General features: G+C 66.4%; 11 protein-coding genes. 5 read left to right on the top strand and 6 right to left on the bottom strand.

Annotated features, from left to right (window positions below):
• Window positions 1-76: 76 nt before the first annotated feature.
• The 4 genes from ACX9NE_RS19785 to ACX9NE_RS19770 form a co-directional block, all read right to left on the bottom strand.
• Window positions 77-799: an amidohydrolase family protein gene (locus ACX9NE_RS19785; protein WP_459364260.1), complete on the bottom strand. Its 723-nt coding sequence runs from the start codon at window positions 797-799 to the stop codon at window positions 77-79.
• Between the two features lie 26 nt (window positions 800-825).
• Window positions 826-3,483, bottom strand: coding sequence for a PE family protein (locus ACX9NE_RS19780; protein ID WP_459364261.1), 2,658 nt, complete (start codon window positions 3,481-3,483; stop codon window positions 826-828).
• A 133-nt stretch (window positions 3,484-3,616) separates the two neighbouring features.
• Window positions 3,617-5,839 (bottom strand): PE family protein, encoded by a 2,223-nt coding sequence (locus ACX9NE_RS19775; protein WP_459364272.1) that lies wholly within the window; start codon window positions 5,837-5,839, stop codon window positions 3,617-3,619.
• 181 nt (window positions 5,840-6,020) lie between these two features.
• Window positions 6,021-6,938, bottom strand: coding sequence for a LysR family transcriptional regulator (locus ACX9NE_RS19770; protein ID WP_459364262.1), 918 nt, complete (start codon window positions 6,936-6,938; stop codon window positions 6,021-6,023).
• Between the two features lie 424 nt (window positions 6,939-7,362).
• Here ACX9NE_RS19770 and ACX9NE_RS19765 point away from each other — a divergent pair, with 424 nt between their 5' ends.
• Window positions 7,363-16,014 (top strand): PPE domain-containing protein, encoded by an 8,652-nt coding sequence (locus ACX9NE_RS19765; protein ID WP_459370751.1) that lies wholly within the window; start codon window positions 7,363-7,365, stop codon window positions 16,012-16,014.
• Between the two features lie 9 nt (window positions 16,015-16,023).
• Here ACX9NE_RS19765 and ACX9NE_RS19760 read toward each other — a convergent pair whose 3' ends face one another.
• On the bottom strand, window positions 16,024-17,622 hold the full coding sequence (locus ACX9NE_RS19760; RefSeq protein ID WP_459363428.1) for a PE family protein: 1,599 nt from the start codon (window positions 17,620-17,622) through the stop codon (window positions 16,024-16,026).
• A gap of 206 nt (window positions 17,623-17,828) precedes the next feature.
• Here ACX9NE_RS19760 and ACX9NE_RS19755 point away from each other — a divergent pair, with 206 nt between their 5' ends.
• Both ACX9NE_RS19755 and ACX9NE_RS19750 read left to right on the top strand, forming a co-directional pair.
• A complete protein-coding gene (locus tag ACX9NE_RS19755; protein WP_459363427.1) occupies window positions 17,829-19,043 on the top strand; it encodes a CaiB/BaiF CoA transferase family protein in 1,215 nt (404 codons plus the stop codon).
• Between the two features lie 105 nt (window positions 19,044-19,148).
• Window positions 19,149-20,051: a LysR family transcriptional regulator gene (locus ACX9NE_RS19750; protein ID WP_459363426.1), complete on the top strand. Its 903-nt coding sequence runs from the start codon at window positions 19,149-19,151 to the stop codon at window positions 20,049-20,051.
• Between the two features lie 43 nt (window positions 20,052-20,094).
• Here the strand turns inward: ACX9NE_RS19750 and ACX9NE_RS19745 are convergent, their stop codons facing one another.
• The gene (locus ACX9NE_RS19745) at window positions 20,095-21,804 is read right to left on the bottom strand and encodes a PE family protein (RefSeq protein ID WP_459363425.1); all 1,710 of its coding nucleotides are present in this window, start codon (window positions 21,802-21,804) and stop codon (window positions 20,095-20,097) included.
• Between the two features lie 476 nt (window positions 21,805-22,280).
• Here ACX9NE_RS19745 and ACX9NE_RS19740 point away from each other — a divergent pair, with 476 nt between their 5' ends.
• Together ACX9NE_RS19740 and ACX9NE_RS19735 are read left to right on the top strand one after the other, a co-directional pair.
• Window positions 22,281-22,661, top strand: a complete 381-nt coding sequence (locus ACX9NE_RS19740) for a carboxymuconolactone decarboxylase family protein (protein ID WP_459363424.1) — start codon at window positions 22,281-22,283, stop codon at window positions 22,659-22,661.
• 186 nt (window positions 22,662-22,847) lie between these two features.
• A complete protein-coding gene (locus tag ACX9NE_RS19735; protein ID WP_459363423.1) occupies window positions 22,848-23,945 on the top strand; it encodes an amidohydrolase family protein in 1,098 nt (365 codons plus the stop codon).
• The last annotated feature ends 2 nt before the right edge of the window (window positions 23,946-23,947 follow it).

The raw sequence follows: 23,947 nt of genomic DNA, 5'->3' as shown, positions 1-23,947 counted from the left end.
GCAGGCCTGGTAGCAGCGTCTAGCAAAAGATTCAGAAGACAACGATGCGCTGGTCGCAAGTGTCCTAGCAAACGCTTCAGGAGCGATACCAAGTGCGGGCGTTCGCGCTAAGCCGTTGCAGTGCAGTGTCTCCGAGGGTTGTGGCGATGAGGTCGAGATCTTCACGGGCGAACACGCGTGGGGCCCGGGTGCCGGGCAGGTCGGTGCCGAACAACAGCGCTTGCGGATTGACGGCGTCGATGCGGCGCAAGGCGTCGGCGACGTCGAGTTGCAGGCGACCGAATCCGGTCGCTTTGACTCGGAGTCCCCGGTCGACCGCGTCAAGGAGATGAGGCAGCCCGGCCGCGCTCAGGCCGAGGTGGTCGATGCTTACCCGGGGTAGTCGGGCCAGGCGTGGGGCCAGCTCGGGAAGTTGCGCCGAATCCACGTAGAGCTCGGTGTGCCAGCCACACATGTCATGGACGCGCAACGCCAAATCGACGTCCAGTGCGCCGCCTCGAGCCAGGGTGAAGCGGACCGCGCGCACTCCCGCCAGGTCCAGACTCACGATGTCGTCATCGGGCGTGGCAGGGTCGAGGTGGGTGACGCCGACCCAGCCCGGTCCCAGTTGCGACAACGCAGAGGTGAGGTAGCCCTGGTCGAAGCCCTGGAACGATCCCGAGACCACGGCCCCGCCGGCGATGCCGTACGGCGCCACACGTTGGAGGTAGTCGGAGACGGTAAACGGAGTGGGAACAAACCCCTCGTTCGGGATCAGGGGATGCGCGGGGTCGATGACGTGGAAATGGGCATCGAACATGGCAGGCCATTCCACCATGCGACGGGTCAGCCCGGCAGGCCGGGCGTTCCATCGGCGCCCGCTTTTCCGTTTGTGCCGGGGCTTCCAGCGCCGGTTCCCTGACTGACCGTGCCGCCCGCTCCGCCGGTTCCATAGGCACCGCCGGCCCCGCCCGGGCCTCCCGCACCGGCCGCGCCAGCGGCGCCATGGGTGCCCGGGAGCCCGATCAGCCCGCCCTGTCCGCCTGCGCCGCCAGTGAGCCCGGGTGCCCCGCCGTTACCGCCGTTTCCGCCGTCGCCGCCGTCACCGCCGTCACCGCCGTTGCCGGCAACAACCCGAATTGCACTGTCGATAGGGGCAACAGCGTTACCCCCTTGGCCACCGGCTCCACCTGCCCCTCCGGCACCTCCGGCACCACCGAATCCGCCGTCGCCTGCACTACCGCCGGCGCCGCCGAAACCGAGCAGCCGACCGGCGTTGCCGCCGTTGCCGCCCGTGCCGCCGGTCCCGCCCGTGCCTCCGGTGGACGCCGCGTCGGCGCCATTGCCTCCGTCGCCACCAGAGTTCGGGTTGCCGTCGGGATACCCCAAGGCCCCGGTGCTACCGGTTGCAGTGCCTGCCGCCCCACCGGCACCGCCAGCACCACCGGCAGCACCCGCACCGCCGTCGCCGCCGATCCCGCCAGCACCGCCGGTGCCACCATTACCGACCAGCAGGCCCGCATTGCCGCCGTTGCCACCTGCGCCGCCGGCTCCGCCGCCACCACCGGAGTTGCCACTGTGGGCACCGTTACCACCTTGGCCGCCGCTCCCAGCGAAGGCCCCGCCCCCGGCAGAGTTGCTGGAACCGCCGGTACCCCCGGCGCCGCCAGCACCCCCGGGCCCGCTGCCGTTGCCCCCGTTGCCGCCGTTCCCGCCGACCGCAGCGAAGGCTGTTGCTTGCGCAAAACCGCCTGCCCCTCCGGTACCGCCGTTGCCTCCAGTGCCGCCGGTACCGCCGTCGCCGCCGCTGCCGCCAATGGTGGGGTTGTTCGGGTCTCCGCCCGAATAGATGCTGCCGCCGGATCCACCGGCGCCACCGTTTTGGCCGAAACCACCGTCCGGTCCGGGACCGCCGGCACCGGCGGTATAGGTACCGGATTCGGGTTGTGAGGGGCTGCCGTAGCTCTGCCCGTCAGTGCCGGGCGTGTTGGCAGAGCCGGCCGGGTTCACACCCGGTGATCCGGCAAGGCCCCCGCCACCCTGCCCGCCATGGCCGCCCGAGCCCATCAGCGCTGCGGCGTTGCCGCCGTCACCGCCTCGCCCGGCTACGCCGCCGTTGACGCCCGCCTGCGCGGACCCGCCCTGGGCGCCGTCGCCGCCATTGCCGAACAACCGGCCGCCACTACCTCCGTGACCACCGTCCGCACCGGCGCCGCCCTGCCCGCCCGCTCCGCCATTGCCGAACAGGAGTCCACCGCGGCCGCCGTTGCCGCCGGCCGAGCCCAGGGCTCCGGCTCCTCCGTCACCGCCATGTCCCCACCAACCCGCAGCACCACCGTTCCCGCTGTATCCCGATGCGGCCGGATTTTGGTCACTGTCGAAACCACCGGCTCCACCGACACCCCCGGCGCCGCCCGCGCCACACAACAACCCGCCGTCACCGCCGCTACCGGCCGCCCCGCCTGGTCCAGCGCCCGTACTCGACTGACCGGGCCCACCGTCGCCTCCAGCCCCGCCGACGCCGAACAGCCGCGCCGCGCCACCGTCGCCTCCGGTCCCCCCACCGCCGCCGATGTATCCGCCGCCGCCGTTGCCGCCGCCGCCGCCGATGCCCCCGTTGCCGTAGAGATATCCGTTGGCGCCACCCTGACCACCGTCGCCGCCGTAACCGCCCTGGGTGCCGGAACCGCCGCCGCCGCCCACCCCGCCGGCGCCACCGGACCCGAGCAGCCCTCCGCTACCCCCCACTCCGCCGGTTCCGCCGGTACCACCGGTTCCTTCGAAGCCACCGGACGCGCCGCCAGTTCCGCCTGCCCCGCCTACTCCACCTGTTCCGATCAGGCCGGCGACCCCGCCCCGACCGCCCATGCCTCCTTGCCCGGCTATGCCGTTTGGCGAGAATGCGCCGACTCCGCCCGTCCCGCCGGCGCCGCCGTTACCCAATAACCAACCGCCAGATCCGCCGTTTCCGCCGGTTGCGAGGCTGCCGCCGGTGCCGCCCGTGCCGCCGCTCCCGATCAGCCCGGCAGCCCCACCATTACCGCCGTTCTGCCCCGGGGCACCAGAGCCGCCGGCCCCACCGTTTCCGACCAACAATCCACCGGCCCCCCCGTCGGCGCCACTGCCCGGCGCCGCATCGGCGCCATTGCCGATCAGCGGACGGCCCAGCAGCGCCTGAGAGGGCACATTGACCGCGTTCAGCAAACCCTGCAGCGGCCCGGCATTGAGCGCCTCGGCACCGGCATACGAGCCGGCGCTCGCACCCAGCACGGCGGCAAACTGTTGGTGGTAATGCGCCGCCTGCCGGCTCGCTGCTTGAAAGTCCTGAGCATGGCTGCCGAAGAGCTTCGCGATGGCCGCCGAGATCTCGTCGCCCGCGGCGGCACTCAGCACCGTGGTCGGGCCGGCCGCGGCTGAACTGGCCTCCTGGATCGCTGCACCGATTCCCACTACATCCCGGGCCACACCCGCGACAACGTCGGGCGCCACGCTGACAAGAGACATTCGACCTACCTTCCCAATGCGAACGTGGCCACCGCCGATGTGGTCCGGGTCACACCACGACGCTAAACAGGGGCGAATCAACGCGTCTATCAGAAGTTTCTGAATATTTCTTTTCGTTTGAAGCAAGTGACTGTTAGCCGGGTTGCCCGTTCGTGCCATCGCTGCCCTGCAGACCGATGGCGCCTTCGCTCCCGGACAGGCTGCCGCCGCCGCCTGCGCCGGCTGGTCCATAGGCGCCACCGGGTCCTCCGGCACCGCCGATGCCACCCAAGCCACGGCCCCCGGGGATACCTGCCAGTCCAATCAGCCCGCCGGACCCGCCAGAACCACCAGTCGTCCCCGCCGGGCCGCCGTTGCCGCCGCTGGCGCCACCCCCGCCGTTCCCGCCGTCGCCGCCGCCACCGCCAATGGAAATGGCCCCACTCGATGCATCGCCGCCTCTGCCACCCGAGCCGCCGGCTCCTCCAGCCCCGCCCGTACCACCTGCCCCGCCGTTGCCGCTGTCGCCTCCCGCACCACCGATGCCGAAGAGCCGGGCTCCATTTCCGCCGTTGCCGCCGGCGCCACCGGCACCACCGGTGCCGCCGCTGGACGTGGAGTCGCCGCCATTACCGCCATGACCTCCGGAAACGGTCTGACTGTCGACGTTCGGATACCCATAGGCGGCCCAGTCTCCGGTAGCCGTTCCGCCGGCCCCGCCCGCGCCACCGGCTCCGCCCGGGGCGCCGCTACCGCCGACTCCTCCGGTCCCACCGGCACCGCCTGCGCCTCCGCTTCCCACCAGCAGGCCTGCGCTACCTCCGTTGCCTCCGGCGCCGCCAGTACCGCCGATACCGGCGATCGCGTCGCTTGAGGCAGCCTGTCCACCGTCGCCGCCCACACCCCCATACGCGGTTCCCTGCGATGCGATGCCCGGGCCACCGGCGCCGCCCTCACCCCCGGCACCCCCAGGTCCGGCGCCGTTTCCGCCGTCGCCACCGTCGCCACCGCTACCGTACGAGAGAACGCCGTTGGTGCTTCCGAGCCCGCCAGCCCCTCCGGCGCCGCCGTTGCCGCCGCCGGGTGCGCCGTTACCGCCTGTTCCGCCGTCGCCACCCTTCGTGCCGGGCGAGGTGTAGTCCGTTGCGGTCGAATCGCCGCCCTGGCCCCCGGCGCCACCACTTTGGCCGGCAGTGATCCCGGCGACCCCGGCTTCGCCGTTTCCGCCGTTGACAGGAGCACCGCCCTCGTAACTCTGCCCCGGTGTTCCCACTGCGGAGTTGGGCACGGCTGTTGGATTGGCGGCGTCAGCACCGGAAAGGCCGGCACCGCCCGCCCCGCCGTTACCTCCCGACCCGATCAGGCCCCCGCCATCGCCGCCGTCGCCTCCCCGTCCGGCGCTGCCGCCAAACACTCCCGCCATTGCCGCCCCACCATGACCCCCACCGCCGCCATTGCCGACCAATCCCCCGCCGGCACCCCCGTGGCCACCGCCGGCACCGGCTCCGCCGGCCCCGCCCGCTCCGCCATCTCCCCACCACAAGCCGCCGCCACCCCCCTGCCCCCCAGCCATCCCCAATCCGCCCGCACCCCCGGCCCCGCCGCTGCCGAACAATCCCGCTGCGGACCCCCCGTCACCACCGGCCCCGCCGGTCAGGGGGTATCCATGCGCGTCGGCGGTGCCGGCCCAACCACTGCCGCCGCTCCCGCCGTCGCCGTAGAGCAACCCCCCATTGCCGCCGCTTCCGGCTGCCGCGCCGATGCCACCATTACCGCCGATGCCACCGGAACCGAATACCACCGCGGACCCACCCTGGCCACCGACTCCACTGACCCCGCCAGAGCCGCCTGACCCGCCGTTGCCCCAGATGGTGCCGCCAACTCCGCCGTTGCCGCCGGCCGCGCCGACACCGGCGACTCCTCCGGCTCCTCCGTTGCCGATGAGTCCCGCCGCTCCGCCGCGGCCGCCGTTCTGGCCAGGCGCGCCGGAGCCGCCAGTACCGCCGTTGCCGAACAGCACACCGCCCGCGCCGCCATCGGCGCCCGTCCCCGGCGCCCCGTCGGGACCGTCACCGATCAACGGACGGCCCCACAGCGCCCGCGTCGGCGTATTTACCGCATCCAGCAGGCTTTGCAGCGGGCCGGCATTTGCCGCTTCAGCACTGCCATAGGCGCCTGCCGCCGCACTCAACGCCGCGACGAACCGCTCGTGAAGCCAGGCCGCCTGCCGGCTCACTTCCTGGAACTCGTGCCCGTGACCCTCGAACAACGCCACCACGGCCGCAGACACCTCATCGGCACCCGCAGTCGCAAGCGATGTAGTCGGTCCTGCGGCCGCCCCATACGATCGGCTCACGGCCGAACCGATTCCGGCCATATCCGAAGCCGCCGCGGCCAATGCCTCGGGATTCACGTCGACAAACGGCACCGACTACCTCCAGTCGACAAACAGATCACCGGTTGATATGTCGACGCTAAGGAGGGTGGGTACCGGCGTCTAGCACAAGCTTGCGATCACGCTGTTGCGTACTGCGCAATTGGGGAGAGCAGTGACGCTGTCAACCCGGCAGTCCGCAACTGCCGATCGCCGTGTCGCGAAACGACGCGGCTGATGGCGGCAGATATCTGTTGGTCATCCAACCGACTGCGATGGGACGAACCAGTCGTGGGTCGTCGACGGCGATCTCGACGATGCCGGGCGCCGGAATAGCCGCCTTCGGTAGTAGCCCGACGCCCAACCGCGCCCCGATCAGACCGCGCAAGGTGGTGATGTCGGGGCCCTCGAACGCGATTGTCGGTGTCACGCCGTGACGTTCGCATGCGTCGTCGAATATTCTGCGAAGCGTGTGGTCCCGGTCCAGAGCAACAAACGGTTCGCCGGCGAGTTCCTCGAATCCGATTATTTCGCGGCGGGCCAGTGGATGCTCTCGGTCGACCACCGCGTAGAGCCGCTCGGTGAATAACGGATGCCATTTCACGCCGGGCGATTCGTCGAACGGCAGCGGATAGCTGAGGCACACGTCGATAACACCGCTGGCCAGCTCGCCGATCAACGCCGGCGCAGCGCGTTGGCGCAGCTCGAACCTGGTCCCGGGATGGCGGTCGTGATGGCGGCGGATCAGGCGGGGCACGGTTGCTACGCCCAGTGAATTCAGAAAACCCAGGGCCACCGTCCCGCCGTCGACGCCGGCGAGTTGGCGTACCTTGACCACCGCCGTCTCAAGGTTGCGCTGAGCGGCCAGGGTTGCTCGCAAGAAAGCCCGCCCGAATTTGTTGAGTTCGTTGGCCCGACCGCGCCGGGTGAACAATTCGACGCCAATCTCGTGTTCCAACAAAGCAACTGCCCGGCTGACCGCCGATTGCGACACCGCCAGTTTCTCAGCGGCGTCGCGCAGCGTGCCGACCTCTGCGACGGTCTGGAAGTAGCGCAATTGATACAACTCCACCGGACTCACCATCCCGACCCGGTTGCACACACGACCGAAACTCCTTGCAACACTGTGAAGTTCGGGACCGAGAGCTTCGGGCACAGCTGTCCACGACAAAGCCGATGTTGTGTTCGCATGAGACGACCTTCGGTTTGAGTGCGTTCGGACCGACGCTATCCAGGGCGATTCATGGCGTCTAGTAGAAGCTTGTTCAAACTATCTTGCGCAAAGCGCAACTCAGCTCACCGTCTCACGTTTGCATCAGTCACAACAGTTTGTTCGTAAGCTTCTGCTAGACGCAGATAAACACTGCTGCATAGCGTGGTGGCACAGCGAAAACGCGCTAAGGAACGCCCGACATCCAGCGTGTTTCACGCGATAAACGCAGACCGAAGTCCGGCGGCATCAGTTCTCACCAGGATTCCTGGTCCAAACCCACGGTCACGGCCTCGGATCCAGTGAGGACGGTGTGATGAGTTTTGCGGTGTTGCCGCCCGAAATCAACTCGGCGCGAATGTATCTTGGCGCCGGCTCGGAAACTTTCCTGCAGGCCGCGACCGCCTGGGCGGGACTTGCCGACCGGCTGGGCGCTGCCGCGGCGTCGTTTTCAACGGTGACCACGGAGCTGGTGGGCTCGTCATGGCAAGGTCCCGCCTCGGTGGCGATGACCAACGCTGCCGCACCATATCTCAGATGGTTGAATGCGGCATCCGCACAGGCGGAGCAGGCGGCGGCTCAGGCTCAGCTGGCTGCCGCCGCCTTCGAGGCGGCGCAGGCGGCGACGGTTCACCCGGGCCTCATCGCCACCAACCGCGCCCGCATGGTGTCGCTGGTGAGCTCGAATCTTCTGGGTCTGAATACTCCCGCGATTGCAGCGGCCGAGGCTCACTACGAGCAAATGTGGGCCCAGGACGTGACCGCGATGTTCGACTATCACGCGCGGGTGTCGGCTGCGGCCGCGGCACTGACGCCGTACCCCCCGAGCTTGCAGAGCCTGCTGGGTCTGTTCGGACGGACCGATTCGTCACCCTCCCTCAGCACATTCGCCAAGGATGGTCTGGCAAACATCGGCGCGGACAACCTCGGCGCGGACAACCTCGGCAGTGGCAACCTCGGCAGCGGGAACCTTGGCAACGGGAACCTTGGCGACAACAATGTCGGCTCCGGCAATCAGGGGAACAACAATTTCGGCCCGGCCAATTCGGGCGACCGTAATCTCGGGTTCGGCAACGCCGGCGACAGCAATCTGGGGATAGCAAACAGCGGCATCGGCAACATCGGCCTGGGCAACACCGGTACCGGCAACATCGGCATCGGACTGACCGGCGAGAACCAGATCGGGTTCGGCGCCGTGAACTCCGGAAGCGGCAACCTCGGCCTATTCAATTCCGGCAGTAATAATGTCGGCTTTTTCAACTCAGGCAGCGGAAACGTCGGTATCGGTAATGCCGGCGTCGGGAACTGGGGCTTCGGCAACTCCGGCGCCGAAAACGTCGGCATCATGGACGCCGGGAACTACAACACCGGGTCTTACAACACCGGAATTGCCAACTCCGGCGTCGTCAACTCAGGCAGCTACAACACCGGAGTTTTCAATACCGGAGACGTCAACACAGGCAGCTTCAATGCCGGGAGTCACAACAGCGGCGACTTCAACACCGGAAATTACAACACGGGCTGGTTCAATTCGGGTGACCTCAACACCGGGGGCTTCAACTCGGGCAGTTTGAACAATGGATTTTTTGTCAGTGGCGACAACCGCGGCCAAGTCAGCATCAACCTCGGGATCTCGATCCCCACCGTGCCGTTCAATTTCAGCTACACCGTCCCGATCAATGAAGTCGAACAGTTCGGGGGCAACACAGTCACCATTCCCGGTTACTACTACTCGCAGACGTATTTCCTCAACGGCTACTTCTACCTGGGCCCCATCAACATCCCGACATCCGCAATCACCCTGCCGGTGGTGACGATCAACATCGGCGGACCAAACACTGCCATCGCGATGAATTTCGCCGGCGCCCTCGAGGGTCGGACGATTCCCATTCTGAGCATTCCGGGCGGCCCCGGCTTCGGGAACGCGACCACCGGTCCGTCCTCGGGCTTCTTCAACAGCGGCACGGGGAGTTCCTCGGGATTCGGCAACTTCGGTCCCGGCAACTCTGGCTGGCAGAACGTGTCGACGGCGGCGTTGGGCAACTCGGGCCTACAAAATATGGGTGCGCTCCAATCCGGCGTCGCCAACCTGGGCAACTCGATCTCCGGCTTCTACAACACCGGCACCACCGGCCTGACCACACCGGCCGGGGTCGCCGGAATAGCCAACGTCGGCTCTCACCTCGCCGGCATCCTGCAGGGTCCCAACGGCACCATCGTCAATGTCGGATTGGGCGATCTGGGCCAGTTGAACCTCGGCCTGGGCAACGTTGGCGATGCCAATATCGGCAGCGGCAACATCGGCAACCTCAACCTCGGCAGCGCCAACCTCGGCGACTTCAACATCGGCAGCGCCAACATCGGCAGCTCCAACATCGGCTTCGCCAACACCGGCCCCCAGCTGCACGCCGGCCTGGCCAACATCGGCCTGGCCAACATCGGCAACCACAACCTCGGCTTCGCCAACTCCGGCGACGCCAACACCGGCTTCGCCAACACCGGCACCAACAACATCGGCATCGGCCTGACCGGCGACCACCAAATCGGCATCGGCGCCCTCAACTCCGGCACCGGCAACCTCGGCCTGTTCAACTCCGGCACCAACAACATCGGCATCGGCAACTCCGGCACCGGCAACTTCGGCCTGTTCAACTCCGGCACACTCAACACCGGCCTGGCCAACACCGGCACCCTCAACACCGGCCTGCTCAACACCGGCACCCTCAACACCGGACTGGCCAACCCCGGCACCTACAACACCGGCGCCTACAACACCGGCCACACCAACACCGGCCTCGCCAACACCGGCAACTACAACACCGGCATCGCCAACCCCGGCAACACCAACACCGGCATCGCCAACCCCGGCAACATCAACACCGGCGCCTTCAACACCGGCAACATGAACAACGGCATGCTCTGGCGCGCCGACTCCCAAGGCCTGCTCGGGGCCGGCTACACGATCCATATTCCGGAAATCCCGGTACACATGGTCGGAACCATCCCGATCAACATTCCCATCACCTCCACCGTGACGGACGCCGTCTACAGCGGGATGGTCATCTCCAACATCCCGTTCGGCTTCACCGTCGGCATCGGGCCGGTGCCGGCCTTCACCGGCGTAATCAACAGCCTCACCGTTCCTCAGATCGCGATCGGCTACATGCCCGGGGTGCCGACGCCGCACGGGTTGATCGGGGGCCCCAACACTTCGATCGATATCACCGGATTTGCCGGCATCGGCCCAGTCGACTGGACCATTATCGGGTTCGGCGGGCAGCCGGGTTTCGGGAACTCGACTGCGGTACCGTCTTCGGGCTTCTTCAACAGCGGCACCGGTAGTTCCTCGGGCTTTTTCAACGTCGGAGCCAACAATTCCGGTTACCGCAACATCGACTTCGGAAATTCGGGCCTGGCCAATATCGGTGCGCTGCAATCCGGGATTTCGAACCTGGGCAACAGCATTTCAGGCTGGGGCAACACAAGCTCGCTCGGGTTCGGCGCCCCCGCCAACCTCTCCGGGCTGCAGAACGCCGGCTCCGATGTAGCCGGGCTCTTGCGCGACGGCACCAACGGCACCGTGCTCAACGCCGGAGCGGCAAACCTCGGCGGCCTCAACCTGGGAAGCGCCAACGTCGGCGGGCTCAACATCGGCAGCGGCAACATCGGCAGTCTCAATTTCGGCAGTTCCAACACCGGAAGCTTCAACCTCGGCAGCGCCAACTTCGGCGACTACAACCTCGGCAGCAGCAACATCGGCAGCTCCAATTTCGGCGTCGCGAACACCGGCCCCTTGTCCACCGCGGGCCTGGGCAACGTCGGCCTGGGCAACACCGGTAATCACAACCTGGGGCTGGGCAACTTCGGTGACGGCAACATCGGCCTGGCCAACACCGGTACGGGCAACCTCGGCATCGGCCTGACCGGCGACCACCAGATTGGTTTCGGCGCCCTCAACTCCGGCACCGGCAATCTCGGCCTGTTCAATTCCGGCAGCGACAACGTGGGCATCGGAAACTCCGGCACCGGCAACTTCGGCCTCTTCAATTCCGGCAAATACAACAGCGGAATCGGCAACACCGGCAGCACCAATACCGGGTTCTTCAACACCGGCGTCGCGAATACCGGCATCGCCAACAGCGGCAACTACAACAGCGGCAGCTTCAACGCGGGTAACTTCAACACGCTCGGCTTCAACACCGGCAGTTACAACACCGGCAGCTTCAACACCGGTGATTACAATACCGGAATAGCGAATACCGGCAGTTTCGACACCGGCGCGTTGATTTTCGGCAGTTACTCGAACGGGTTGCTGTGGCGCGGCGATTACCAGGGTTTGTACGGGACCTACGTGGGGCTGTCGGTGCCCACGACGGCTATTCCGGTCACCCTGGACGTCAGAATACCGATCAATATTCCGGTCGAGTTCTTGTTCGGTACGATTGTTATTCATCAGTTCGTATTGCCGCAATACACCGCCGACATCGACATACTCGGCATTGGTGGCCGTGCCCTCCAGGTAGGGCCCATAATATTCCCGAATGCCGGGTTTGATCTGCCGGGTATCGTAGGGAACATCGGGAGCGCCGATACGGTGATCGAATTCAGCGGCAGCGGCGGCCTCGGCCCGATCAGGATTCCGATCATTGACCTGCCGGCCGTTCCCGGCTTCGGAAATTCGACGACCGGGCTGTCATCCGGGTTTTTCAACAGCGGAACCGGCAGTGCGTCGGGTTTCGGCAATAGCGGCGCCAACCTGTCCGGGTTCTTCAACATCGCCTCCGGCAGTTCGGGAATTTCGGGGTACCGGAATTTTGGCGAGTTGGTGTCGGGCATCGCGAATATCGGGAATTCGGTTTCCGGTTACGTCAATACCAGCGAACTGAATCTCTGGACCCCGGCCGATGTCTCCGGCCTCGGAAACGCCGGTAGCCGGCTTTCCGGCGTGCTGCACAATCCATGGCACTTCAACGCCGGCTTCGCAGATGTCGGCGGATCGAATGTCGGGAGCGCGAATATAGGCAGCCTTAATCTCGGCACTGGGAACATCGGCGACGTCAACATCGGCAGCGCGAATATCGGCGTGTCGAATCTGGGCGGCGCGAACCTCGGCTCGTTCAACATCGGTATCGGGAACCATGGCAACAACAACATCGGTGTCGGCAACCTGGGTGCTCACAACCTCGGCTTCGCCAACCTCGGCGACGACAACGTCGGATTCGGGAGCGCCGGCCACGCCAATATCGGTGTCGGTAACAGCGGTACTGGCAACGTCGGCTTCGGCAACACCGGCGTCAACAACATCGGCTTCGGTCTCACCGGCGACCATCAGGTGGGGTTCGGCGCCCTGAACTCCGGCACCGGCAACATCGGTCTGTTCAATTCCGGCACCGGCAACATCGGTTTGTTCAACTCCGGCACCGGCAACGTCGGGATCGGCAATGCGGGCAGCTACAACGCAGGAGTAGGCAATACCGGCAACTCTAATACCGGCATCTTGAACTCCGGCGACATCAACACCGGCTTGGTCAACGCCGGTAACTACAACACCGGGGCACTCAACACCGGCAACACGAACACGGGTGCTTCCAACTCGGGCAACTACAACACCGGTTCGTTCAATGCGGGCAGCTACAACACCGGTCTTGCGAATTCGGGCAACGTCGACACGGGCGCGTTCAACACCGGCAGCTACTCGAATGGATTCTTCTGGACTCAGGACTATCAGGGACTCGTCGGCATCCACGCCGGTATCTATATTCCCGAAATACCACTACTGAACATGGGCGTGACGGTGCCCATCAACATCCCGATCGCCGTTGACTTGGGAGGCACCGATTTCCAGGGCTTCAGCATCCCGGGGTTCGACATCAAGGTGCTGGGATTCTTCGACCTCCAGCTCGGCAACATAGATATCCCGAACCCCATCATCGGCCGCCTGCCCGTCGTCACAGGTCTCATCGGTGGCCCCGATACGACGATCGACATCGGCATCACCAGCGGAGTAGGCCCCATCAGCATTCCGGTGATCGACATTGCGGCGGCTCCCGGTTTCGGCAATTCGACCGCTGGACCGTCATCAGGTTTCTTCAATCAGGGCACGGGCAGTTCGTCGGGCTTCGGCAACGCCGGCGCCAACACCTCCGGCTGGCACAACGTGGCGACGGGCTTGCTCGGAAATTCCGGACTTGGGAACGCGGGCGCCCTGCAATCAGGTCTGTACAACATGGGCAATTCCGTCTCGGGCCTGTACAACACCGGCATCACCGGCCTGACCACACCGGCCGGGGTCGCCGGAATAGCCAACGTCGGCTCTCACCTCGCCGGCATCCTGCAGGGCCCCAACGGCACCATGATCAATGTCGGATTGGGCGATCTGGGCCAGTTGAACCTCGGCCTGGGCAACGTTGGCGATGCCAATATCGGCAGCGGCAACATCGGCAACCTCAACCTCGGCAGCGCCAACCTCGGCGACTTCAACATCGGCAGCGCCAACATCGGCAGCTCCAACATCGGCTTCGCCAACACCGGCCCCCAGCTGCACGCCGGCCTGGCCAACATCGGCCTGGCCAACATCGGCAACCACAACCTCGGCTTCGCCAACTCCGGCGACGCCAACACCGGCTTCGCCAACACCGGCACCAACAACATCGGCATCGGCCTGACCGGCGACCACCAAATCGGCATCGGCGCCCTCAACTCCGGCACCGGCAACCTCGGCCTGTTCAACTCCGGCACCAACAACATCGGCATCGGCAACTCCGGCACCGGCAACTTCGGCCTGTTCAACTCCGGCACACTCAACACCGGCCTGGCCAACACCGGCACCCTCAACACCGGCCTGCTCAACACCGGCACCCTCAACACCGGACTGGCCAACCCCGGCACCTACAACACCGGCGCCTACAACACCGGCCACACCAACACCGGCCTCGCCAACACCGGCAACTACAACACCGGCATCGCCAACCCCGGCAACACCAACACCGGCATCGCCAACACCGGCAACATCAACACCGGCGCCTTCAACACCGGCAACATGAACAACGGCATCCTCTGGCGCGCCGACTCCCAAGGCCTGCTCGGTGCCAACTACACGATCACCATTCCGGAAATACCCGGATACTTCGATATCAAGATTCCCATCAATATTCCGGTCACGGCTTCTGCCACCCCCGCCGATATCCAAGCGTTCGGAGCGGATCCGGTCGAATTCTCGGCGCTCGACGGCGCGGTCTTCGGCTTCATCGGCCCCTTCAAGTTCTCCCAAATCGAGTTCGACATCGCCAATCCCGCCGTAGTGCTCAACATCGGCGATCCGGACGGCTCGACCGTGATCGACATCGCCGGAACCGGTGGCATCGGCCCGATCCGCATCCCGCTCATCGACATTCCCGCGACACCAGGATTCTTCAACTCCGGCGGTTCCTCGTCGGGCTTCTTCAACAGCGGCACCGGCAGCTCCTCCGGCTTCTTCAACAGCGGCGCCAATAATTCGGGAGTGCAGAACATCGCGTTGGGAAGTCTCGGCAATTCGGGCTTCAGCAATGTCGGGGCGCTGCAATCCGGCCTGCAGAATCTGGGCAACAGCATCTCCGGCTGGGGCAATGCGAGTCCGCTGGGTTTCTCCACGGCTGCCCAGTTGTCGGGTATCGACAATGTAGGCGACAACCTGACCGGGCTGTTGCGCGACGGGGTCAACGGGACGACATTCAATGTCGGCCTGGCCAACCTCGGTGGGTTGAACCTCGGCAGCGGCAACATCGGCGAGGCGAACCTCGGCAGCGGCAACATCGGCAGCCTCAATCTCGGCAGCGGCAACATCGGCAGCTTCGACGCGGGCAGCGGCAACATCGGCAGCTTCAATATCGGCAGCGGCAACCTCGGCAGCGGCAACCTCGGGTTCGGCAACTCCGGCCCACTGCTCACGGCAGGCCTGAGCAACGCCGGCTTGGGAAACACGGGCAGCCACAACCTCGGCCTGGGCAACTCAGGCGACGGCAACATCGGCTTCGGCAACACCGGCACCGACAACATCGGCATCGGCCTGACCGGCGACCATCAGATCGGCTTCGGCGCCCTCAATTCCGGCACCGGCAACATCGGGCTGTTCAACTCCGGCACCAACAACGTCGGCATCGGCAACTCCGGGACGGGCAACCTCGGCCTGGGCAACTCCGGCACCAACAACATCGGCATCGGCAACACCGGTAGCGCCAATACCGGGTTCTTCAACGCCGGCACCGGGAACCTGGGGATCGCCAACGCGGGCAGCGCGAATACCGGTCTGTACAACACGGGCAACGGCAATACGGGCAGCTTCAACCCCGGCGATCACAACACCGGCGGGTTCAACTCGGGTAGGTACAACACCGGTTACTTCAATGGGGGAAATTTCAACACCGGCCTAGCCAACACCGGTGACGTCAATACCGGCGCATTCAACATCGGCAGTGACAACAACGGCTTCTTCTGGCGGGGCGATGACGAAGGTCTGGCCAGGATCGGCTACCACATCACCATCCCCGAAATCCCCTATCGTTATGACATACACATCGACATGTCGGTGCCTATCACCGGCACCATCGGCGCAATCACGTCGGCGCAGTTCACGATTCAGGAGATTCACTATGTGATCTTTGCCGCCGGCGGCGAGAAACTCAAAGAGGGTGACTTCGGTGGATGGACCATCGACCAGAGCACACTCTTGTCGCCGACGCCCATTGATTACGTCATCCACGAGGTCCTCGACTACCCCGGCACCGGCACCTTCGGCCCGTTCACGATCGGTTTCGACTTTCAGCAGCGTCCGGGATTCTTCAATACCGCGGGCGCTCCGTCGTCGGGATTCTTCAATTCCGGTAGTGGCGTTTCGTCCGGGTTCTTCAACGATGGCGCGTTCATCTCCGGCATCGCGAACTTCGGTACCGATGTGTCCGGCTTCTTCCGAAACCTCAGGCTGCCCTAGGAAACCCTGTCAGCGGCTCGGCCACCCGTTGGTGCCGCGCAACCCGAGCAGCAACCCTCCGATTCCACCGGTGCCGCCGTTGCTGCCGAAGTCCGAGCCGAAACCGGCGTCACCACCGTCACCGCCGTTCCCGAACAGCCGCGCATCGCCGCCGTTGCCACCGGCACCCCCGCCGCCAGAGGCAGCCATTCCTCCGACGCCGCCGTCACCACCCACGCCCATCAAGCCGGCCCTGCCGCCACCCCCGCCGGTACCACCGGCGCCGAACGCGGCAAACCCGCCCGAACCGCCGACGCCACCCGGGCCCCCGAAACCGTAAAGCAGGCCGGCGTCCCCGCCCGCGCCACCGGCCCCGCCGTCCGTGCCGCTGGCTCCGCCGGGCCCGCCTGCCCCACCATCACCGAACAAGAGGCCGGCATGGCCGCCGGCACCGCCCGGCCCGCCCTGGATATGACCGATGCCGCCGGCACCTCCGGCGCCACCGGTTCCGTAGAGCATGCCGGCCTCTCCGCCGGTTCCGCCGGCCCCGCCCAGAGCGCCGCTGGTTCCGCCCTCGAGGTGGCCCGCGCCGCCTGTCCCGCCGGCACCACCTACGCCGACCAGCCTTGCGGCACGACCACCGTCTCCACCCTCACCACCCGCAGCACCGCCGGTACCGCCGGCCCCGCCCGCACCACCCGCGCCGTACAGCAAGCCGGCGTCCGCACCGGCCCCGCCGCTGCCACCGTCCACTCGACCCGCGCCGCCGGACCCTCCGGTCCCTCCGGTACCGAACAGCCAGCCGGCATGGCCGCCGGCACCGCCTGCTCCACCGGTGCCGTTGACGCCCAACCCGCCCGTGCCGCCAACCCCGCCATTTCCCAACAACTGGGCGGCTCCCCCGGCCCCACCGACTCCGCCGACACCCGTTACGCCGAGCCCACCGATACCGCCGGAGCCTCCCGCGCCGAACAGACCGGCCACTCCGCCGGCACCGCCGGCCCCGCCGCTCACCTGCCCGCTGCCGCCACCGCCGCCGGAGCCGCCCTTTCCGAAGGCTCCACCCGGCCCGCCGGCGCCGCCCGCGCCACCGTTGCCTGTCGTGGACGACCCCCCGGCGCCGCCGGCACCACCTCGGCCGAAAAACCCACCGGCTCCGCCACTTCCACCATTCTGACCGCTCGCACCCGAGCCCCCGTTACCCCCGTCGCCGTAGAGCATGCCGCCGGCGCCCCCCGCGGCGCCGGTTCCCGGCGCCCCGTTGGCGCCGTCACCGACCAATGGGCGGCCCCACAACACTTGCGCCGGAGCATTGACGGCGTCGAGCAATTCCTGAAGTAGTGCGGCACTGCCGGCCTCGGCGGTCGCATAGCTTTCCGCACCGACGGCCAACGTCTGCGCGAACACGTCGTAGGACGCTGCCGCTCGTGCGGTGACGACGCGGAACTGCTGCGCGTAGGCCCCGAATAACGCGGCCACTGCGGCCGACACTTCGTCCGCTGCCGGGGCGAGGATCTCAACCGTTGAACCGGCTGCGATCAGGCTGGCGTCGCTGATGATTGAGCCGATGCCGGTCAGATCGGCGGCCGCGGCTGCCAGCATGCCGGGCTCCACGTTGACAAATGACATCGTGTTCCTAACGCAAGCGTGACGAACGTCACCTTTGACGCTAGGCAGGGCGGCGATCGGGGACCAGCACAATGTTGAGAACAGACCGTTGCGCGGCTCACAACTGTCGGCGCACCCGTAACAAGTTGCGCCTCAAGCAATCTTAGGTGCAAAAGCTTCTGATAGACCCTCGATGCAGTGCACCGATAGCCTAGGTTGCGAGCAGAATGGAGCGCTGTTATGGAAACCTGGCTGGGCTGTCGATGAAATATACCGGCAATCAACCACTTTCATCGCTATTGGTCGCCGACTTCTCCCGGATACTGGCCGGGCCCTATTGCACGATGACACTCGGGGATCTGGGCGCTGACGTCGTGAAGGTGGAAAGACCCGACGGAGGTGACGACACTCGGGCCTGGGGTCCTCCCTACGTCGACGGGGACAGTACCTACTACCTCGGAGTCAATCGCAATAAACGCAGCCTCGTCCTCGATCTGCGCGACGCCGAAGACCTGCGGCTGGCCAAGATACTGGCCGACAACGCCGACGTGCTGGTGGAGAACTTCCGACCCGGCACCATGGCCCGATTCGGCCTGGACGAACCCACCACCCGACAGACCAATCCCGCGTTGGTGTATTGCAGCGTAAGCGCTTTCGGAACCGGCCCCGGCGCTCGTCTGGCCGGCTACGACCTGCTCGTACAGGCGCTCGGCGGCTTGATGAGCGTCACCGGCACAGACCCGGAACACCCCACCAAAGTCGGGGTGGCTGTTGTCGATGTGTTGGCGGGTCTGTTCGCCACTGTGGGCATCCTGTCGGCGCTGCGGGAGCGCGACCGCACCGGGCTGGGCCAGCATGTGCAAATCGACTTGATGTCGGCGCTGTTGTCCGCGCTGGCCAACCAGTCGGCCAGTTACGTTCTAGCGCAGGAAATCCCACGTGCCATGGGAAACTCGCATCCCAGCATCGTCCCGTACGGCACGTACCCGACCGGTGACGGAATGATCGTGCTGGCGGTAGGAAACGACAAGCAGTTCAGCGGACTGTGTGAGGTCCTCGGTGTGACCGAACTCGCACAGGACGAGCGATTCAGCACCAACGACGCAAGGGTGCGCAATCGGGCACAGCTGCGGGACCGGCTGGAATGGGTGCTGTCTGCCCAGTCCGCTGAGCATTGGACCACCGCGTTGGCCGATCGGGGCGTGCCCGCCGGAGCGGTCAACAATCTCGCCGAGGCTTTCAGCTGCGCGGACCACCTGGGGCTGCACCCGATCCGCCAGACGAGCGACGACGACGGACCCCTCGGTCGGCAAGTGGCCAGCCCGATCAATTTGTCCGGCACACCGGTGAGCTACCGGACCCGGGCCCCTCGACTGGGAGAGCACAGCACCGAGATCCGTTCCTGGCTCGCCGGTCTCGAGGCAGAACGTCAAACCGCCTAACGGAAGCAACCATGACCAACACCGCCCGCCCATATCGACCAGCCTGGCCCTCAATCGAACGTTTTGTGTCATTTCTTGCCGCTTGCGCAACTAACATCTGACCTCGTGGAGCTTTATCAGCTGCGTTACTTCCAGACCGTCGCCGAAGTCGGCACGCTTCGCGACGCTGCGGAAAAACTTGCCGTGTCGCAATCGGCCGTTAGTAGGGCAATCGCGATGCTCGAACACGAAATCGGAGTGGAGTTGTTCACCCGTCGCGGCCGGGCCAACGAACTCAACCGGTTCGGGGAGGCGTTCTTGCGAACCAGTCTGGCCTCTCAGCGCAGCCTGGAAACAGCCGTCGCGGGCGTGCGCCAGCTGGCGGGCGTCGACGCGGGGACGGTAGCACTCGGTTTCCTGGTGTCGCTGGGCGTGTCCACGGTTCCGCGACTCATCCGCCGCCATCACGACCAGCATCCGGCGGCGCGCTTCGAGCTGCGTCAGTGCGCCGGTCCCGCCTTGGTCAACGATCTGACCACCGGTGTCATCGATGTCTGCCTGAGCTATCCGATGGCGTTCGACGAATCGCCAGGAGTGAAGTGGCACAAGCTTTTTACCCAGCAGCTCTACGCTGTCGTGGACCGGGACCACCCGCTGGCACACCGGGACGTGATCGGCTTCGAGGAACTCTGCGATCAGAAGTTCGTGGCCCTTGACCGCAACCACACGCTGCGCAGAATCTTCGACGACGCGTGCGCACGCCATGACATGACGCCCGCCATTGCCTTCGAAGGCACCGACATCACCACCCTGCGCGGTCTGATCGGGGCCCGGTTGGGCGTCGGAGTGCTCCCGAGGGCAGCCACCCCACCGCCGGACATCGTCGAAATCGCAGTCGACGACCCGCAGTTGGTTCGGCCCATCGCCGTGGGATGGATGATCAACCGATACCTACCGCCTTCGGCCGCTGCATTCCGCGACACGGCGATAGCATCGTGCGGCCTGCCAGATCAGGACTTCAACGCGTGACTACGCGGTCGACGATCCGGCAGCACAACCCCCATTGGGATTTCTAGGCGGGTCCGTCAGACCCGCTCTGACCCAACAGCTGACCGCCACGGCCACCGGCACCACCGGTGCCGCCCTGGGCCGCTCCGGCGCCGGCGCCGCCGTCGCCGCCGTTGCCGAACAGTTGGGCGCTGCCGCCATTGCCGCCCACGCCATTGTTCAGCGGCGCCGCGAAACCCGGCGGTATGGCGCCCGCGTTGCCGCCGGTGCCGCCGTTGCCGAAGAAGAATCCGCCCTGTCCGCCGTCGCCACCGACACTGGTCTGCCACACTGCGCCTTGGGCGCCCGGGGTGCCGGTAGCTCCTCCATCGCCGCCGGCGCCGCCGCTACCCCAGAGTTGGGCGTCTCCGCCGTATCCGCCGAGCGCGCCCGGGCCGGCATCGCCGCCGTGGTTGCCGCCGTTGCCGCCGTTGCCGCCGGTGCCACCGGCACCGGCGTTGCCCCCGTTACCGATGAGGCCGCTCTGGCCGCCACCGCCGCCGAAACCGCCGAAGCCGCCGTTCCCATTGAATGTCAGGCCGCCCGGATTGACGCAATCACCGCCGTTGCCGCCGGTCCCTGCGGCGCCGCCGGCTCCGCCGTTGCCCCAGATCAAGCCGCCGTTGCCGCCGCTGCCGCCGTCGGCGCCGAAGCCGCCCGCACCGCCGCCGATTGCACCTGCCACGGTCGCTGGTTGGCCCGCCCCGCCATCCCCTCCGGCGCCGCCCGCCCCACCATTGCCAAACAGCCCGGCGTTGCCGCCGGCCCCACCCCTGACGTCGAGATTACCTCCGTTGGCGCCGCTGACCACGGTGGTATCCGGCACGAATGCGCCGCCGTTGCCGCTGTTTCCGCCGGCTCCGCCATCCCCGTACAGCCAGCCCCCGTGGCCCCCGTCGCCCCCGTTGCCGGCGGCTCCGGCGCTGCCGCCTACCGGCCCTGACGCAGCCGTACCGGTAGCGGCGCCGCCGTCGCCGCCCGTGCCGCCGACTCCGCCCTGCCCGAACAGCAGTCCTCCGGCGCCGCCGACGCCACCGGCACCGCCATTGCCACCGTTCTGGCCGGGATTGAAGCCGGGAACGGCGGCACCGCCGACGCCACCGTCGCCTCCAATGCCACCCTGGCCGCCGAGCCCGTACAACCACCCGCCCGCGCCGCCGGCGCCACCATTGCCGCCCGCCTGCCCGGGCTGGCCCACAGCGCCGTCAACGCCCGCCCCACCGGCGCCGCCCACTCCGCCGGCGCCGAGCAGGCCGGCCGCGCCGCCGTTGCCGCCGTTCTGCCCGGCACCGCCGGAACCGCCGCTACCGCCGTTGCCCAGCAGCCAGCCGCCGTTGCCGCCGTTCTGACCCGTCCCGGGGGCGCCGTCGGCGCCGTTGCCTATCAGCGGACGCCCCGTCAGCGTCTGTACGGGGTCAGCAAGAAAGCCCGAAAGTTGTTGTAGCGGTGAGGCATTGACGGACTCAGCGATGGCGTAGCGGCCCGACCCGGTCGCGATCAACTGGACGAATTGATCGTGGAAGAGTCCCGCTTGAGCACCGAGGGTCTGATACCACTGACCGTGCGAGCTGAACAGGCTCGCAATGGCGGCCGATACCTCATCAGCGCCGGCGGCCAGGACCGCGGTGGTGGGCCCCGCCGCGGCGACGTTGGTGTCGCTGATCATGGAGCCGATAGCAGCGAGATCGGAAGCCGCCGCGCTGAGAATGTCCGGCGCTGCAATCACATACGACATCGAAACTCCCTACCGCTCCACAGCGTGAAGCCAACTGACACCAACGGTATGGACAGCGGATATCGGCTTCCAGTAGAAGTTTGCGATCAGACTTTTGCGCGGCGCGCAAAGGAGGCGCCCCATGCCGCGCCGAACAGAATCGTCTGACGACTATGAAAGCCGTCGTGGCACAGGCCCGCTCAGTCATCGGCCGGGCCGCACACCTGGGTTGCGGCATCGGCCGGGTCAGGACCAACGCGGTCCTTGGCGGCAGGGCCGGCCTGCCGCGTACCTGCCCACGACCGCACGACCTATCACGGCGGGGTGGGCCTCTCCCGACAGGCTGCCGAACAACGCGCCATCGCCAATCTCGGCGGCGGCTGGGTCGTCAACTGGGCTTGCCATTGACCTGAGCGCTCAATCCCGTTTTCCGGCAGAATATTTCGCAGGCCGCCTAGACTCCTGGCTACTCGCACTCGTAGCAAAGGAGCACGGCATTGGACAGCGAAACCTACCAACGGGGACGGCAGATTCGCTCCGAAGTTCTGGGCAAGGAATATGTCGACAACGCGATCGCGCAAGCCGATGACTTCACCGGACCGTTGCAGGATCTGGTCACCGAGTACTGCTGGGGTGCGGTGTGGGGACGGGACGGCCTGACACGCAAGACTCGCAGCATGCTCAATCTGGCCATGACGTCGGTGCTGAATCGGCCGCACGAACTGCGCACCCACCTTCGGGCCGCGGTGACCAACGGTGTCACCCGCGACGAGATCCGCGAGGTCTTTCTGCAGGTCGCGGTCTACGCCGGTGTTCCGGCCGCGGTCGACAGCTTCCGTACCGCGGGTGAGTTTTTCGCCGAACTGGACGACGCTTAGCACATGACCATCGGCTTCATCGGTCTTGGCAGCACGGGATTTGCCCACGGCGCGGACCGCTTTTGGGGTTGAGTTACATTTCTTCGAGAGAATGTTATTATCCGGATTTAAGAACAACGCTCACGCTCTGGGCAGCAAAAGCTCCGTTAACAGGACAGATGCAGCTACGGCGGGAGGAAGGCCTTCGTGATCGAACGCCCGGACGGGACACGCACGCCGGTTATCGACGCCAGCGTGCACATCTTCTTCCCGACCAATCAGGACCTGCGTAGCTTCCTGCGCGAGCCGTTCAGGAGCCGCGGCTTTCCCGACTACGAGATGGACTGGTACGGCGCCCCCGGCAGTGAGTACGCGCCCCACACCGAGGGGCCGGAGCGCGACCGGCGTTACCCCGGTTCGGATCCGGATTTCGTTGCCAATGAGCTGTTTTCGAAGCGAGGGGTGGATGTCGCGGTTCTGCACCCGATGGGACGCGGCATCATGCCGGACCGTCACCTGGGCACCGCGCTGCATGCGGCACACAACGAGATGATGGTGTCGCGCTGGCTCGAGCACCACGAATTCGGCGAACGGTTCCGGGGCACGATCCGGGTCAACCCGGACGACATCTCCGGTGCCGTGCGTGAACTCGACAAGTGGCGCGGGCATCCGCGGGTGGTGCAGATCGGCGTGCCGCTGCAGTCGCGCGAGGTCTACGGCAAACCGCAGTTCTGGCCATTATGGGAGGCCGCGGCCGACGCGAACCTGCCGGTGGCGGTGCACATCGAGTCAGGCGAGGGCATCGGGTTCCCGCCGACCCCGTCCGGGCACACCCGCACCTACGAGCAGTACGTCAGCTTCATGGCGCTGAACTACCTGTATCACCTGATGAACATGATCGCCGAGGGCGTGTTCGAACGCTTTCCCGCGTTGAAGTTCGTCTGGGCCGACGGTGCCGCAGATTTCGTGACACCGTTCATCTGGCGGATGGACACGTTCGGCCGCCCGCATCTCGAACAGACGCCGTGGGCGCCGCGCATACCGAGTGACTACCTGCCCGGTCACGTGTACTTCGTGCAGGGCGCCATGGACGGCCCCGGCGACGCGGACTTCGCCGCTGAATGGCTGAGTTTCACCGGCAAGGACGACATGGTGATGTTCGGGTCGAGTTATCCGCACTGGCAGTGCGGCGACGTCGGCAAGTTACCCCGGGCACTGTCGGCCGAGCAGCACGAGAAGTTGTGTTGGCGCAATGCCGCCGAGCTGTACGGCATAGACATCGCCGTCGGCTCGGGCGCACAGTAGAA

The sequence above is a fragment of the Mycobacterium sp. ML4 genome (assembly GCF_054515735.1).
Note: the sequence above shows the minus strand (reverse complement) of the source record. Positions and strands in the feature narration are given on the sequence as shown.